Raw genomic sequence first — 14,323 nt, forward strand, 5'->3', positions numbered from 1 at the left:
GATCAGACCCCCGTCGATGCGAGGTGGACCGCGTTTTCGATGCGTTGATAGGTGCCGCAGCGGCAGATGTTACCCGCCATCGCTTCGCGTATCTGGTCGTGGTTCGGTTTTGGATTTTCACTTAAAAGGGCCGCAGCCTGCATGATCTGGCCGACCTGGCAAAAACCGCATTGGGGGACGTTCAGTTGCCGCCACGCCTTCTGGACCGGGTGGTCGCCGGTCGGATGAAGGCCTTCGATTGTCGTGACCTCGCGGCCGACCACGTCGGAAACCGAGGTGATGCAGGCGCGGACGGCCTGCTTGTCGACGATCACCGTGCAGGCACCGCACAGCGCCTGGCCGCACCCGTATTTCGTGCCCGTCAAGCCGGCCTCATCGCGCAGAAACCAGAGTAATGGAAGGTCCGGGTCGCCGTCCCAGCTATGCTCCTGGCTATTGATCTTCACCTTGATCATGATCGTTCCTCGGCTCTTCATAAGCTGCTGATGTTTCTCCGACGCGAGCGAGAACATTTTTCCTAACCGCTCAACGCCGCTGCTGACGAGTTTGATCGCAATGGCCGGCGTCGGAGCCGGCCTTGCTTGGCGATCCCTGGCTGAAACGTACGATTTGCTTTGAATTTTCCGTGTGCGGCCATCCTCCTGCTTAAACATTCATCGTGTTTACAGGACGGCGCGGCGAGAGACAGGCGCCTAGCGGACGCTATCAGAAAGCGCGCCGGATCGAATTCACAACGTGTTGTCTTTGCACTCCATTTTGGACGAAAGCGGGGCCGCCCCTTGCGGACTGCCAATTTTTCCTGCCATCCTTATGCAGAACCCACTTTGCAAGGAATTTCAGGACAGACCGGTGCGATCAGCACTGCGTCGCGGACTAGCCTGTCCCGTTATTTTGCGAGCTGCGCCAACCCTTTCCAGTCGAATGCGATTCCATGGCCGGGCCGCGTCGGCGCCAATGCCATGCCTTCCTGGAGGACAAGCGGGTGCTCGATGTAACTATCGAGCCCAAATCCGTGCGCTTCGAGATAGGAGCGGTTCGGACACGCCGCGAGCAAATGCACGGTGACGTCATGTGCGCCGTGGCTGGTCACCGGTAGATTGAACGCTTCCGCCAGCCGCGCGATCTTCATAAAGGCAGTAACCCCGCCGCAATTGGTGACGTCGGGCTCCGGATAGGACACCGCGCCGGCCACCATATAGTTCTTGAACTCCCAGAGCGTGCGCAGGTTTTCGCCGGCCGCGATCGGGACGCCGCCGGCAGCCATGATGCGGGCATGACCGGCAATATCGTCGGGAATGATCGGCTCTTCGAGCCAGGTGAGATCGTATGGTTGCAGCGCACGTGCCGCGCGGATGGCTTCCTCGACCGTCCATTTCATGTTGGCATCCGCCATCAGCGGAAAGCCGTTGCCAAGATGTTGGCGCATCGCCTGCACGCGTGCGACGTCGGATGCGAGATCGGGGCGGCCCACCTTCATCTTGATGGCGCGAAAGCCCGTGGCGAGATTGTCTTCGGTTTGCTTCAAAAGCTGCTCGATGGACAGATCGAGGTCGATGCCGCCGGCGTAGCAGGGCACGCAGGCGTCGAAGCCACCCAACAAGCGAAACAGCGGCAGGTTGGCGCGGCGCGACTTCAAGTCCCACAGGGCGATATCGAGCGCCGAGAGCGCGAGCACCGGCGGGCCGCCGCGCCCGCCGTAATGCAGGCTCCACCAGACGTGATGCCAGATGGCTTCGGTGTCATCGGCCTCGCGGCCCTCGATCAGTTCGGGGATCTCCCGCCGAAGGATGTCGGCAATCGCGCCGCCATTGCGGCCGACGGTGTATGTATAGCCGATACCTTCGGCGCCGTCGGAATCGCAGACACGGCATGTCACCAGTTCGAAGGCTTTGAGTTCGCCGTGCGTGCTGTCGGAGAGGGTAACGGGCAGGGGGATCCGGTAGAGTCCGGCCTCGGTTGTCTTGATACGCGCCATTGTGTTTCCACCCGGTCTTTTCATTGCACGCTAAATCGATCTTGTCGGCAGAGCAATTGCTTGCTGCGCCCTCGGGCGGGAACCACCTCCCAACGTGCTGCTAAGCCGCGTTCAAGGCTTGCGCGATGTCAGCGATGAGATCGGATGGGTGCTCGATGCCGATCGACAGCCGGATCGTGCAGTCGAGAACGCCTATTTTTTGACGGATGTCAGCCGGAACGCCGGAGTGGGTCATGCTTGCGGGCAGGCTGGCAAGCGACTCGGTGCCGCCCAGGCTCACCGCCAGCTTGAAGATCTGCAGCGCGTTCAGGAATTTGAATGCGGCGGCTTGGCCGCCGACGATGTCGAAAGAGAATGTGGAGCCTGCACCAGTGCATTGCCTTGCAAACAGGCGGCCGGCGGGGGATGCCTCATCGTGGTGACCGAGGTAATGGACCTTTCCCACTTTTGGGTGGTCGCGCAGGTAGTCGGCGACGAGGCGCGCGTTTGCGTCAGCCTTCTCCATGCGGATGCCCAGTGTTTCGAGCGACCGGCTGATCATCCAGCAGGAATGAGGGTCCAGTTGGGTGCCAATCGCGCCGCGCAACGCTTTGACTTCCTTCATGAGCGCCTTTGAGCCGAGCGCAGCGCCTGCGATCAAGTCGGAATGACCGCCGATATATTTGGTCAGCGAGTACAGCGAAAGATCCGCACCGTGTTCGATCGGTCTCTGAAACACCGGTCCGAGCAACGTATTATCGCATGCGATGATCGGCGTACTCCCCTGGGTTTGGCCGATCATCTCGGCGATCCGGCGGACCATCGCTATGTCGACCAGGCCATTGGTGGGATTGGCCGGTGTCTCAATGAAAATCATCGCAAGCCGGCCTTTGCGCATGGCGTCACCCGCTGCCGCTCTGATCGCCGCTTCGTCAATGCCGTCGGAGAAGCCCACCGCGCCGATGGAGAGGTTCGCAAGCGTCTTCGCAAACAGTGTCTCCGTCCCGCCATACAGCGGCTGGGAGTGCAGAATGACGTCGCCAGGGCGGACGAAGGCCAGGATTGTGGTCGAAATCGCGGCCATGCCCGAAGAGAACAGCGCGCAATTCTCGGCGCGCTCGTACACCGAGAGCCTGTCCTCAACGATCTCGCTGTTAGGGTGATTGAACCGCGAGTAGACCAGACCAGCGCCCATCCCCTCGGGCGGCTCGCGCCGGCCCGCAACGTAATCGAAGAAGTCCTGTCCGTCTTCGGCGGTCCTGAAGACGAAGGTCGAGGTCAGGAAGACCGGTGGTTTGACGGCTCCTTCCGACAGTTGCGGATCGTAGCCGTAGTTCAGCATCAGCGTTTCCGGATGCAGCATGTGGTTGCCGATGTGGGTTTTCGACGGAAACGGTTTCACCATGGCTGTCTCCCTGTCGGGATGCGGAACGTCGCACTGCGTTGGCGGTGCGCAATCGCGAGGCGATCAGGAGTGATGGATGCGATCGCATCCAGCGGCTCCAGTTGACGTTGTTAAGCAGGGATCAGCGTAGCAAAATTCGGAACTGATTTCACCGCATCCGGGGCGTATTTCGCAGTGCTCGATCGTCAGGCATGAACCGCAACCTTCAACGCCTCGGCGCGGATCTCTTCGACAAGCCGTTCCTTCAAATTGACGAATTCGGGCGTGGTCTTGATCTTGTAGGATCGCGGGTGGGGTAGATCGACCGCAATCTCGGCCTTGATACGGCCCGGACGAGCGCTCATGACGATCACGCGGCTGCCGAGAAAGATCGCTTCCTCGATATCATGGGTAACGAACAGCACGGTTTTCTGGTCGCGTTCCCAGATGCCGAGCAGCATTTCCTGCATCAGCACGCGGGTTTGATTATCCAGCGCGCCGAACGGCTCGTCGAGCAACAGGATTTTTGGATCGTTGGCCAGCGCCCGTGCGATCGCCGTCCGTTGCTGCATGCCGCCGGAGAGTTGCTTCGGCCAATGATTCTCAAAGCCCGATAGGCCGACCCGTTGGATGAAGCCGTCGGCGATCTTGCCGCGATCCGCTTCGGAAATCCCGCGCTCGCGCAGGCCAAACGCGATGTTTTCGCGCACGGTCAGCCATGGAAACAGCGTGTAGGACTGAAACACCATGCCGCGATCGGCGCCAGGGCCAGTCACCTCTTGCCCGTCAAGAATGACCCGGCCACTGGTCGGCCGGTCAAGCCCGGCAACGATGCGCAGCAGCGTCGATTTTCCGCAGCCCGACGGGCCGAGGATGGTGACGAAGTCATTGTTGCCGACGTTGAGGTCGATCGGCTCCAGCGCGCGTGTCGGCGCATGGCCCTGGCGCGCGGGGAAGGTGCGGGCGACCTGATCGATTTTGAGCTCGGTCATGCCAGTTTCCACGGAAACAGCCAGGCGTTGAAGGCCTTGAACAGGAAGTCCGACACCAGCCCGATTAGCCCGATGACGATGATGCCGAAGATAATCTGGCCGGTGTTGAGCAGGGCCTGGCTGTCCGTGATCATGTGACCGATGCCCGACGATGAGCCGATCAACTCGGCGACGATGACGTAGGTCCACGCCCAGCCGAGAACGAGCCGAAGGATTTCCGCGACCTCGGGCGCGGAGGAGGGCAGCAGCACCCGGTTGATGATGCCGCGGTCGCTGGCGCCCAGCGTGTAGGCGGCTTCAACGAGGTCACGCCTGGTGTTTCCGACCGTCACGGTGACCATCAGGATGATCTGGAAGACCGAGCCGATGAAAATGACCAGGAGCTTCTGCAGCTCGCCGATGCCCGCCCACAGGATCAACAGCGGGATAAAGGCCGAGGCGGGCAGGTAGCGGGCAAACGAGACGAACGGCTCCAGGAATGCTTCGATCGGCTTGTAGGCTCCCATCAGAACGCCGAGCGGCACAGCGATGATGGCCGCCAGCACAAAGCCGCCGACGACCCGCCAGATCGTCATGCCGATGTCGAACAGGAAGCCGTGCTTTGTCAGCAGCTCCCAACCTTCCTGCAGCATCGTCAGCGGGTTAGCGAGAAACGTCTTCGAGACGTAGCCGCCAAAGGTCGCCCAAGCCCACACGGCAACGAAAAGCACGAAGAACGCCAGGCCAAAGGCCGCGCGCTGCCTCGATGTCACGGGATCCAGGGGACGTATCACAGGCATATCCTAAAGGCTGTGCGGTGATCGCCGTCGTCCCGCTCTCATGACCGAAAGCGGGACTAGTGCGGCACGCACAAAACTACTTGATGAAGCTCGCGTCGAAGAGGTCGTCGATCTTCGGAACCGATTTGATGATGCCGATCTCGAGCAACAAGTCTGCAGCTTCCTTGTTGAAGGTCAGGAATTCGCCCGCGAAGAATTTCTGGTTCGCGGCTTTGTCCTGCCAGCGCAGGAATTTGGCCGAGTTGCCGAATTGCTCGCCGGACTGTTTTACGTCGGCACCCATGATCTCGTACGACTTGGCCTGATCCTTTTCGATCAAGGCGATCGCCTCGAAATAGCTGTCGGCCAGCGCCTTGGCGGCCTTCGGGTTTTCAGTCAGGAATTTCGGCGTGCAGCCGAAGGTGTCCATCACCATCGGATAGTCGAGCGTGGTGGCGATGATCTTGCCCTTGTCCGGCGCTGCGCGCACCGTCGAGAGGTAAGGCTCATAGGTCATGGCCGCATCGTTCTGGCCCGAGACGAATGCCTGTGCTGCCGCCGCCGGCTCCAGGTTCACGATCGTGACATCCTTGACCGAAAGCCCGTTCTTCTTGAGCATCCAGGCCAAAGCAAAATAGGGTGAGGTGCCGGGCGCGGATGCGGCAACCGTCTTGCCCTTGAGGTCCTTGATCGAGGCGATATTGTTTCGCACGGCCATGCCGTCGGCGCCGTAGCTCTTGTCGAGCTGGAAGATCTGCTTGGTGGCGACGCCATTGGCATTCCAGGATATCCAGGTCTCGACAGTGGTTGCCGCGCATTGGATGTCGCCCGACGCGATGGCCAGATGGCGGTCTTTCTGCGGGATCTTCTTGATCGTCACATCGAGGCCGTTCTTCTTGAAGATGCCCGCCTGATTGGCGAGCGTGAGCGGCGCGAAACCGGTCCATCCGGAAATGCCGATGCCGACCTTGACGTCCTGGGCGGCGGCCGGTGCGGCCACCAGGAGAGCGGCCGTTGCCGCGAAAATTCCAAAACTACGCATGGCTGTATCCCTCTTGCTGGTTCATCGACTGGTCTTCAGACTGGTTGCGGCGAAGCTGTAGCCAAAACTGCTGCATAGCTTGTGCCAGATCTTGCGTACATTGCTATCCCTCCAAGCTGCCTTTGAAGCGAGCAATCAGTTTATGGGACTCGCCCGGATAGAGCAGGCGCACGGCCGTCAGCGGCCGGGCGCTGCGCCAGGTGTGCCGGTCGATCACAAGGCAGGGGGCTCCGATCGCGATATCCAGCGCCGCCGCGGCCTGTTCGTCAGCCACGATGGCACTGATCGAATGCTCGGCTTCCGTCCATGGCACATGGTGCAGCAGCCACGAGCCGGGCGGCTCGGCCGCGAAATCCGCTGCAGCCGCTTCGGGCACGGCGTCGAGATCAATCAGCCTGTCCTCGATCGCGAACGGCACGCCGTCGGCGCTGTGACGGCATGCAATCGCGATCACCTTTCCGGTTTTCCCCGCGCCAAGGCGGGCGCGGTCGGCGGCGTTTGCAGTGCGCCGCGAGCACTGGATCAACTCATAGCCGTAACTGCGGCCGAGAGCGTTTATCTCTGCGCGGATGTCCGCGATCTTGAGCACCGCTGACAGAAATGTGGGACGGCGGACGAAACTGCCGGCCTTGCGCCGCCGCTCGATAAGATCGGCTTGCGCAAGTTCCGACAGCGCCTTGCTCACCGTCATGCGCGAGCAGCCGTAGCGCGACATCAACTCGTGCTCGAACGGGATGCGGTGACCGGGCGGCCATTCTCCGGTCAGGATGCGGCGCTCGATGTCGATCCGGATCTGCTTGTACAGCGTCGGCTTGTCGGCCGGCTGGAGTTTGCCGCGTTCGGTGGAGAGGCTCATGCCACGAGCCTCCGCGCCGCCGCGTTGAACGCCTCGCGCGCGCTCTCGCGGAGCCGGTGACGCCCATGCTCGACGACCTTGGCGCCGCCGGCCCAGACCGTGTCGACGGCACTTGCGCCTGCTGCAAAAATCCAGCCGTCGAGGACGGCATCCACCCGACGCCCGGCAAGCGAAGGATGAGTGGTGTCTAGGGTTACGATGTCGGCACGTGCACTTGCCTGCAGACCGACAGTGGGCTGTGCGAGCGCCTGGGCTCCGCCGGTGAGTGCAGCGTCGAACAGTGCACGGCCGGTCGACAGGCCGGGACCGCCGGACAGCACATTGCGCTCACGGTGGTTCAAGCGCTGGCCATATTCGAGCTGACGCAGTTCGTCGGTGACGCCAACCAACACGTTGGAGTCGGTCCCGATGCCGAACCGCCCGCCGGCGTCGAGGAATTCGCGGGCCGGAAAAATCCCGTCGCCAAGGCTGGCTTCGGTGACCGGGCAAAGCCCGGCGACCGCACCGCTTCTTGCAAGCGCAGCGGTTTCCGCTTCAGTCATATGGGTCGCATGGATCAGGCACCAGCGCTGATCGACGGGCGCATGTTCGAGCAACCACTCAACGGGCCGCCGGCCCGACCAGGCGATGCATTCCTCGACTTCCCTGGTCTGTTCGGCGGCATGGATATGCATCGGCCCGGCTTCGGCCAATGGCGCGATGGCCGCTAATTCGTCAGGCGTCACGGCGCGCAGGCTGTGCGGGGCGATGCCGATATTGGCTCCCGGCAGCGCGCGGACGGCGATGCTCGCCGCAGCAATCAACTTTGCAAACTGATCGACCGAGCAGATGAACCGGCGCTGGCCGGCATGTGGCGCCGCTCCACCGAACGAGCCGTGTGCATAGAAACTCGGCAGCAGCGTCAGCCCGATGCCGGAGATTTCGGCGGCCCGCGCAATTCGCGTCGCCATCTCCGCAGGGTTGGCGTAGGACGCGCCGTCGTGGTCGTGATGGAGATAGTGGAACTCGCCGACGCGCGTATAGCCTTGCTCGAGCATCTCGACATAGAGCAGCGTGGCGACGGCTTCGACGTCTTCCGGCGTCATTTCGAGCGCGAAGCGATACATCGTCTCGCGCCATGTCCAGAACGTATCCGCGGAATTGCCGGGCGTTTCGGCGAGCCCCGCCATGCCGCGCTGGAACGCGTGGCTATGCAGGCTCGCTATGCCCGGAATCGCGAGCTTGTAGCGCTTGTCATGCGGTCCCGGCGCCACGCCGGCCGTAACCTTGGTGATGGTCTGGTCTGTCACCACCACCTGCACGTCATCAGCCCACCCCGAGGGGAGCAGCGCTGATGCGAAATGCAGTGTCGACATGTTTCGAAACCGGCTGGACAGAACACCAACACGATTTTATGTATAGACATATAGAGACGTCAAGCTCCTGCCTTTGAGGAGGGCTGCATGGCCGAGCGCTTCGATCGAATCTGGCTCAACGCCAGGCTCGCCACGGTCCGCGAGGATCTGCCCGGGCTCGGTGTGATCGAGGACGGCCTGATCGCCGCGCGCGACGGCCGCATCGCGTTCGCCGGTAGCCGTTCCGACTTTCCATCAGACGCCGATGCGGCCGAACGGGTCGATTGCGCGGGACGCTGGATCACGCCGGGATTGGTGGATTGTCACACCCATCTGGTTTTTGGCGGAAACCGCGCCCATGAGTTCGAGCTGCGGCTGCAGGGAGCGAGCTACGAAGAGATCGCGCGCGCAGGCGGTGGCATTGTCTCCACGGTCGCGGCGACGCGGGCGTCCAGCGAGGCCGAGCTTGTTGCCGGCGCGCTGCCAAGGCTCGATGCCCTGATCGGCGAGGGCGTGACGACGCTGGAGATCAAATCCGGCTACGGCCTTGATACGGAAACCGAGATGCGTCAGCTCGCGGCGGCGCGCGCGCTGGGTGACGAGCGGCCGATCGCCATCAAGACGACGTTTCTCGGTGCGCATGCGACGCCTCCGGAAGCTCACGGTGACAAGGACCGGTATATCGATCTCGTCTGCCGCGAGATGTTGCCGGCGGTGGCGCAGGCCGGATTGGCCGACGCCGTCGATGCCTTCATGGAAGGCATTGCGTTTTCGGGAGAGCAAACGGCACGGGTGTTTCGCGCGGCCAAGGCGCTTGGATTGCCGGTCAAGCTGCACGCGGACCAGCTCTCGAATCTCGGCGGCGCCGCGCTTGCCGCGGAATTCGCAGGCCTGTCGGCCGATCATCTGGAGCACACCGATGGTGCCGGCGCAGCGGCGATGGCGCGGGCAGGGACAGTCGCCGTGCTGCTGCCGGGCGCATTCTATTTTATTCGCGAGACGACGAAGCCGCCGATCGAACTATTTCGCGCCCACGGCGTCAACATGGCACTTGCGACCGACTGCAATCCCGGTAGTTCGCCGCTGACGTCGCTTCTCTTGGTCATGAACATGGGCGCAACGCTGTTCCGGATGACCGTTGCCGAATGCTTCGCTGGCGTGACACGGGAAGGTGCGCGCGCGCTCGGAATTCTCGGCGAGACAGGAACGCTCCAGGCGGGCAAATGGTGTGATCTTGCGATCTGGGAGATCGAGCGGCCGGCCGAGCTGGTTTACCGGATCGGCTTTAATCCGTTGCATAGCCGGGTGTGGAGGGGACAGTGAGCCGCCCCGACGCCCCCATTGTGGTTTCGCCTGGAAGGGTCAGTCTCGACGATCTGGCGCAAGTCCTGGCCGGCGCTCCGGTCGTGCTCGACCCGTCGTTCTGGCCGCGCGTTGAGGCGGCATCGGCGATTGTTGCGGCGGCCGCGCGCGCGGAAGCCCCAGCGTACGGCATCAATACCGGTTTCGGAAAACTTGCGTCGAAACGGATTGCTGCCGACCAGACAGCGCTGCTGCAGCACAATCTCATTGTGTCGCATTGCTGCGGGGTAGGGCCGCCGACGCCGGAGCCGATTGTTCGCCTGATGATGGCGCTGAAAATCGTCTCGCTCGGGCGAGGCGCATCGGGCGTGCGCCGCGAAATCATCGAGCAGCTCCAGGCCATGCTGGCGAAGGGCATTTGTCCGCTGGTGCCGCAGCAGGGATCGGTCGGAGCCTCCGGCGATCTGGCGCCGCTCGCGCATATGACGGCGGTCATGATCGGCGAGGGGCAGGCGCTGGTCGGCGGAAGCGTTGTGCCGGCCCGCGATGCACTGGCCGCCGCCGGTCTTGCGCCGGTGGCGCTCGGTCCGAAGGAAGGCCTCGCTCTGATCAATGGCACGCAGTTTTCGACGGCCTATGCCATTTCCGGATTGCTGCGTGCCTATGGCCTGGCCAGTGCGGCGTTAGTGACGGGCGCGTTGTCGGTCGACGCCGCGATGGCTTCGACGGCACCGTTTCGTCCTGAGATCCAGCGACTGCGCGGGCATGCCGGGCAAATCGCCGTCGGCGCTGCGCTAACGGCACTGCTTGACGGCAGCGACATCAGGAACTCGCATCTCGAAGGCGACGAGCGCGTGCAGGATCCCTATTGCCTGCGCTGCCAGCCCCAGGTCGCCGGCGCCGCGCTCGATTTGCTGACGCAAGCCGCCCGCACGCTGACGATCGAAGCCAACGCCGTCACCGATAACCCGCTGGTCGTGGTCGAGACGGGAGAAATCGTCTCGGGTGGCAATTTTCACGCGGAGCCGGTCGCCTTTGCCGCCGACCAGATTGCGCTGGCACTGTCCGAGATTGGCGCGATAAGCGAGCGACGCATCGCGACTCTCGTCGATCCCGCGTTGAACTTCGGCCTGCCGCCGTTCCTGACCCCCGATCCCGGCCTCAACTCCGGCTTCATGATCGCCGAAGTGACGGCAGCCGCGCTCTATGCGGAGAATAAACAGCGCGCCACGGCCTGCTCGATCGATTCGACGCCGACCAGCGCCAACCAGGAAGATCACGTGTCGATGGCCGCACACGCGGCGCGGCGGTTGTCCGACATGGCGGACAATCTCGCCATCATCCTCGGCATCGAGCTATTGGTTGCGGCGCAAGGCATTGGGCTGCGCGCACCGCATTCGACCAGTCTCGCACTGGCTGCTGTGATTGCTGTATTGCGCGAGCAGGTGTCGGCGCTGGGCAGCGATCGCTACATGGCCAGTGACCTCGCGAAGGCAACGGCGCTGGTTGAGGCCGACGCGCTGCCGGCGGCAGCTATGTCGGTGCTTGAGAGTAACCCGTTTCCAATCCTTGCCGAGAGAGGCTCTTTGTCATGAACCGCCGACTGGATAACGACCGCATAATCCGGGCGCCACGCGGGCCCGAGATCAGCGCCAAGAGCTGGCTGACGGAAGCGGCGCTCCGAATGCTGATGAACAATCTCGATCCTGATGTCGCCGAACGGCCGAGCGAACTTGTCGTCTATGGCGGAATCGGCCGTGCCGCCCGCGACTGGGACAGCTTTGACCGAATCGTCGCCTCGCTGCGCAAGCTCGAAGGCGACCAGACGCTGGTGGTGCAGTCCGGCAAGCCGGTCGGAATTTTCCGCACCCATGCCGATGCGCCGCGCGTGCTGATCGCGAACTCGAATCTGGTGCCGCATTGGGCGACGCTCGATCACTTCAATGAACTCGACAAGGCCGGGCTGATGATGTTCGGCCAGATGACGGCGGGATCGTGGATCTACATCGGCAGCCAGGGCATCGTGCAGGGGACGTATGAAACGTTTGTCGAGGTCGGGCGGCGTCACTACGGCGGCAATCTCGCCGGCAAGTGGATCTTGACGGCGGGTCTCGGCGGGATGGGTGGCGCGCAGCCGCTTGCTGCGACCATGGCCGGGGCGTCGATGCTCGCGATCGAATGCCAACCGAGCCGCATCGAGATGCGGCTGCGCACGGGTTACCTCGACCGGCAGGCAAGCTCGCTTGACGAGGCGCTGGCGATCATGACGGAGGCGGCGCAGACCAAGAAGCCGGTTTCCGTCGGCCTGCTCGGCAATGCCGCCGACGTTTTTCCCGAACTGGTGCGCCGCGGCGTCAGGCCCGATATCGTTACCGATCAGACCAGCGCGCACGATCCGATCAACGGCTATTTGCCGAAGGGGTGGACGCTTGCCGAGTGGGAGTCGAAACGCGAGGCTGATCCGAAAGCGGTTGAAGCGGCGGCCAAGACCTCCATGGTCGGCCACGTCCAGGCCATGCTGGATTTCCACGCGCAAGGCATTCCCACGCTCGACTATGGCAACAACATCCGCCAGATGGCGAAGGACATGGGATTGAAGAACGCGTTCGATTTCCCCGGCTTCGTACCGGCCTACATCCGTCCGCTGTTTTGCCGCGGCGTCGGCCCGTTCCGGTGGGCGGCGCTATCAGGAGATCCCGAAGATATTTTTCGGACCGACCTCAAGGTCAAGGAGCTGATGCCGGACGATAAGCATCTCCATAACTGGCTCGACATGGCGAAGGCACGGATCAAGTTCCAGGGGCTGCCGGCACGAATCTGCTGGGTCGGTCTTGGTGATCGCCACCGGCTCGGCATGGCGTTCAATGACATGATGGCGCGCGGCGAACTGAAGGCGCCGATCGTCATCGGTCGCGATCATCTCGACAGCGGCTCGGTTGCGAGCCCGAACCGCGAAACCGAAGCGATGCGCGACGGCTCGGATGCAGTGTCCGACTGGCCGCTGCTCAATGCGCTGCTCAATTGTGCCAGCGGGGCCACCTGGGTCTCGATACATCATGGCGGCGGCGTCGGAATCGGCTATTCGCAACACGCCGGAATGGTCATTGTCGCCGACGGAACGCAGGAGGCGGCGCGTCGACTTGAACGCGTGTTGTGGAACGATCCGGCATCGGGCGTCATGCGTCATGCCGACGCCGGCTATGAAAGCGCGATTGCGTGTGCCCGCGCCAACGGGCTCGATCTGCCCGGTCTGACGTTGTAGCGCTCCGGACTTTCCTGCGCCGGTATTTCCAGAGGGGAGGATTTCCTTCCTTGTTGTAAATACACACAGTTTACCTATATAGTACCGCAGGGGTCACTGACCCGCATAATTCATTTGGTTCTCCGGTCAGGCCCGTCATTCAGGCGGGCCGTTGCCGTTTTGGGACTACCGAACGATGAGCAATTCCAATCGTATCGACCATATTCGCCTGACATCGCATCCGGTGCCTGGTGCGACGCATGAATTCCCGATCCTGTGGGGAGCGCCGACCGCGCGTGAACGTGGTCCCATCATCGGCACGGTATCGCGTCCGCAGGATCGCAACGTGATTGGCACTCACGGAGGCTCCTATGCGGTCTACCGCGCCCTTGCCGTTTCTTCGGGTGCGCTGGATCCGATCCGTCGCCCCGACCTGACCAACACTCATCCGGCCGCGACCGTTGGGCCGTTCTCGCAATGGATAGATCCGGAGCGCATCGTTGCGCTCGATCCGTGGGGACATCTCGTCGGGGAGAACTTTCGCGCCGAAATCACGGAAGGCATCGATATCCGGCCGAGCATCGCGATCACGCGGGCCCGGCTCGACCTGCCGGAAATTCAGGCGGCTCTGGCCGCCAAGCGGTTGGTGCCCGACGGCGAGTTCGTTCACGCCAGCGGCTCCGTCTCCGTTGTCAAGATAGCGATCGATCCGGTCTGGCACCTGCCCGGGATCGCGCGGCGCTTCGGCACGAGCGTGACCAATCTGCGGCGTGCGTTGTTCGAACAGACCGCGGGCATGTTTCCCGAGCTTGTCACGCGCCCCGATCTGCAAGTCTTTCTTCCGCCGATCGGCGGAACGACCGTCTATCTGTTCGGCGATGTCACGAAGCTTCCGGACCATCGAACCAAAATCACCTGTCGCGTCCATGACGAGTGCAACGGTTCGGATGTTTTCGGCTCGGACATTTGCACCTGCCGTCCATATCTCATTCAGGGCATCGAGGAATGCGCGCGCGCCGGACAATCGGGCGGTCTGGGCGTTATCGTCTACAACCGCAAGGAAGGCCGGGCGCTCGGCGAGGTCACGAAATTTCTGGTCTACAATGCGCGCAAGCGTCAGGAAGACGGCGACGATGCAGCCGCCTATTTCGAACGAACGGAATGCGTTGCCGGGGTGCAGGATGCGCGTTTCCAGCAACTGATGCCGGATGTCATTCACTGGCTGGGATTGAAGCGCATCGACCGCTTCATCTCGATGAGCGACATGAAGTATGATGCGCTGACGGGGCAGGGTATCGACATTGTCGAGCGCGTCGCCATTCCCGACTACATGATTCCTGCCGACGCCCATGTGGAAATCGCCGCCAAGAAAGCCGCGGGATATTTTTCACCTGACACGAAGCCTGAGGACCTGATCGCCTCCGGTCGGCCGCTCGAAAAATACTAGGGCGAGCCAGGGC

12 protein-coding genes are annotated in these 14,323 nt (G+C 62.6%); 4 read left to right on the plus strand and 8 right to left on the minus strand.

Features of this window, described 5'->3' with window-relative positions:
• Nucleotides 1–2: 2 nt before the first annotated feature.
• The 8 genes from LMTR3_RS29390 to LMTR3_RS29425 form a co-directional block, all read right to left on the minus strand.
• Nucleotides 3–455 (minus strand): (2Fe-2S)-binding protein, encoded by a 453-nt coding sequence (locus tag LMTR3_RS29390; protein ID WP_065748630.1) that lies wholly within the window; start codon nucleotides 453–455, stop codon nucleotides 3–5.
• A gap of 431 nt (nucleotides 456–886) precedes the next feature.
• A complete protein-coding gene (locus LMTR3_RS29395) occupies nucleotides 887–1,975 on the minus strand; it encodes a mandelate racemase/muconate lactonizing enzyme family protein (protein ID WP_065748442.1) in 1,089 nt (362 codons plus the stop codon).
• Between the two features lie 100 nt (nucleotides 1,976–2,075).
• On the minus strand, nucleotides 2,076–3,359 hold the full coding sequence (locus tag LMTR3_RS29400; protein ID WP_065748443.1) for a cystathionine gamma-synthase family protein: 1,284 nt from the start codon (nucleotides 3,357–3,359) through the stop codon (nucleotides 2,076–2,078).
• 185 nt (nucleotides 3,360–3,544) lie between these two features.
• Nucleotides 3,545–4,330: an ABC transporter ATP-binding protein gene (locus tag LMTR3_RS29405; protein WP_065748444.1), complete on the minus strand. Its 786-nt coding sequence runs from the start codon at nucleotides 4,328–4,330 to the stop codon at nucleotides 3,545–3,547.
• Nucleotides 4,327–5,100, minus strand: a complete 774-nt coding sequence (locus LMTR3_RS29410) for an ABC transporter permease (RefSeq protein ID WP_141686880.1) — start codon at nucleotides 5,098–5,100, stop codon at nucleotides 4,327–4,329. Before LMTR3_RS29410 ends, LMTR3_RS29405 begins: the two co-directional genes overlap by 4 nt.
• A gap of 85 nt (nucleotides 5,101–5,185) precedes the next feature.
• The gene (locus tag LMTR3_RS29415; protein WP_065748445.1) at nucleotides 5,186–6,130 is read right to left on the minus strand and encodes an ABC transporter substrate-binding protein; all 945 of its coding nucleotides are present in this window, start codon (nucleotides 6,128–6,130) and stop codon (nucleotides 5,186–5,188) included.
• Between the two features lie 103 nt (nucleotides 6,131–6,233).
• Nucleotides 6,234–6,986, minus strand: a complete 753-nt coding sequence (gene hutC / locus LMTR3_RS29420) for a histidine utilization transcriptional repressor HutC (protein ID WP_065748446.1) — start codon at nucleotides 6,984–6,986, stop codon at nucleotides 6,234–6,236.
• Nucleotides 6,983–8,341, minus strand: a complete 1,359-nt coding sequence (locus LMTR3_RS29425) for a formimidoylglutamate deiminase (protein WP_065748447.1) — start codon at nucleotides 8,339–8,341, stop codon at nucleotides 6,983–6,985. Before LMTR3_RS29425 ends, hutC begins: the two co-directional genes overlap by 4 nt.
• An 87-nt stretch (nucleotides 8,342–8,428) precedes the next feature.
• Between LMTR3_RS29425 and hutI the strand changes: the two genes are divergently transcribed.
• The 4 genes from hutI (at nucleotide 8,429) to LMTR3_RS29445 (ending at nucleotide 14,310) form a co-directional block, all read left to right on the plus strand.
• A complete protein-coding gene (gene hutI, locus LMTR3_RS29430) occupies nucleotides 8,429–9,643 on the plus strand; it encodes an imidazolonepropionase (RefSeq protein ID WP_065748448.1) in 1,215 nt (404 codons plus the stop codon).
• Entirely contained in the window at nucleotides 9,640–11,217 is a 1,578-nt protein-coding gene (gene hutH / locus LMTR3_RS29435; protein ID WP_065748449.1) for a histidine ammonia-lyase, read from the plus strand. Before hutI ends, hutH begins: the two co-directional genes overlap by 4 nt.
• Nucleotides 11,214–12,884 carry a urocanate hydratase gene (gene hutU / locus LMTR3_RS29440; protein WP_065748450.1) on the plus strand — a complete coding sequence of 557 codons (1,671 nt, stop codon included), beginning with the start codon at nucleotides 11,214–11,216 and terminating at the stop codon, nucleotides 12,882–12,884. Before hutH ends, hutU begins: the two co-directional genes overlap by 4 nt.
• 175 nt (nucleotides 12,885–13,059) lie before the next feature.
• Nucleotides 13,060–14,310: a GTP cyclohydrolase II gene (locus tag LMTR3_RS29445; RefSeq protein ID WP_065748451.1), complete on the plus strand. Its 1,251-nt coding sequence runs from the start codon at nucleotides 13,060–13,062 to the stop codon at nucleotides 14,308–14,310.
• Nucleotides 14,311–14,323 lie beyond the last annotated feature (13 nt).

Source organism: Bradyrhizobium sp. LMTR 3, from assembly GCF_001693485.1.
Lineage (GTDB): Bacteria > Pseudomonadota > Alphaproteobacteria > Rhizobiales > Xanthobacteraceae > Bradyrhizobium.

Excerpts from the sequence above, each read along its gene's own strand:
- LMTR3_RS29415 (WP_065748445.1), bottom strand. The coding sequence starts at position 6,130 with ATGCGTAGTTTTGGAATTTTCGCGGCAACGGCCGCTCTCCTGGTGGCC.
- LMTR3_RS29395 (WP_065748442.1), bottom strand. The coding sequence starts at position 1,975 with ATGGCGCGTATCAAGACAACCGAGGCCGGACTCTACCGGATCCCCCTG.
- LMTR3_RS29400 (WP_065748443.1), bottom strand. The coding sequence starts at position 3,359 with ATGGTGAAACCGTTTCCGTCGAAAACCCACATCGGCAACCACATGCTG.
- LMTR3_RS29390 (WP_065748630.1), bottom strand. The coding sequence starts at position 455 with ATGATCAAGGTGAAGATCAATAGCCAGGAGCATAGCTGGGACGGCGAC.
- hutI (WP_065748448.1), top strand. The coding sequence starts at position 8,429 with ATGGCCGAGCGCTTCGATCGAATCTGGCTCAACGCCAGGCTCGCCACG.
- LMTR3_RS29405 (WP_065748444.1), bottom strand. The coding sequence starts at position 4,330 with ATGACCGAGCTCAAAATCGATCAGGTCGCCCGCACCTTCCCCGCGCGC.
- LMTR3_RS29425 (WP_065748447.1), bottom strand. The coding sequence starts at position 8,341 with ATGTCGACACTGCATTTCGCATCAGCGCTGCTCCCCTCGGGGTGGGCT.
- hutC (WP_065748446.1), bottom strand. The coding sequence starts at position 6,986 with ATGAGCCTCTCCACCGAACGCGGCAAACTCCAGCCGGCCGACAAGCCG.
- LMTR3_RS29445 (WP_065748451.1), top strand. The coding sequence starts at position 13,060 with ATGAGCAATTCCAATCGTATCGACCATATTCGCCTGACATCGCATCCG.
- hutU (WP_065748450.1), top strand. The coding sequence starts at position 11,214 with ATGAACCGCCGACTGGATAACGACCGCATAATCCGGGCGCCACGCGGG.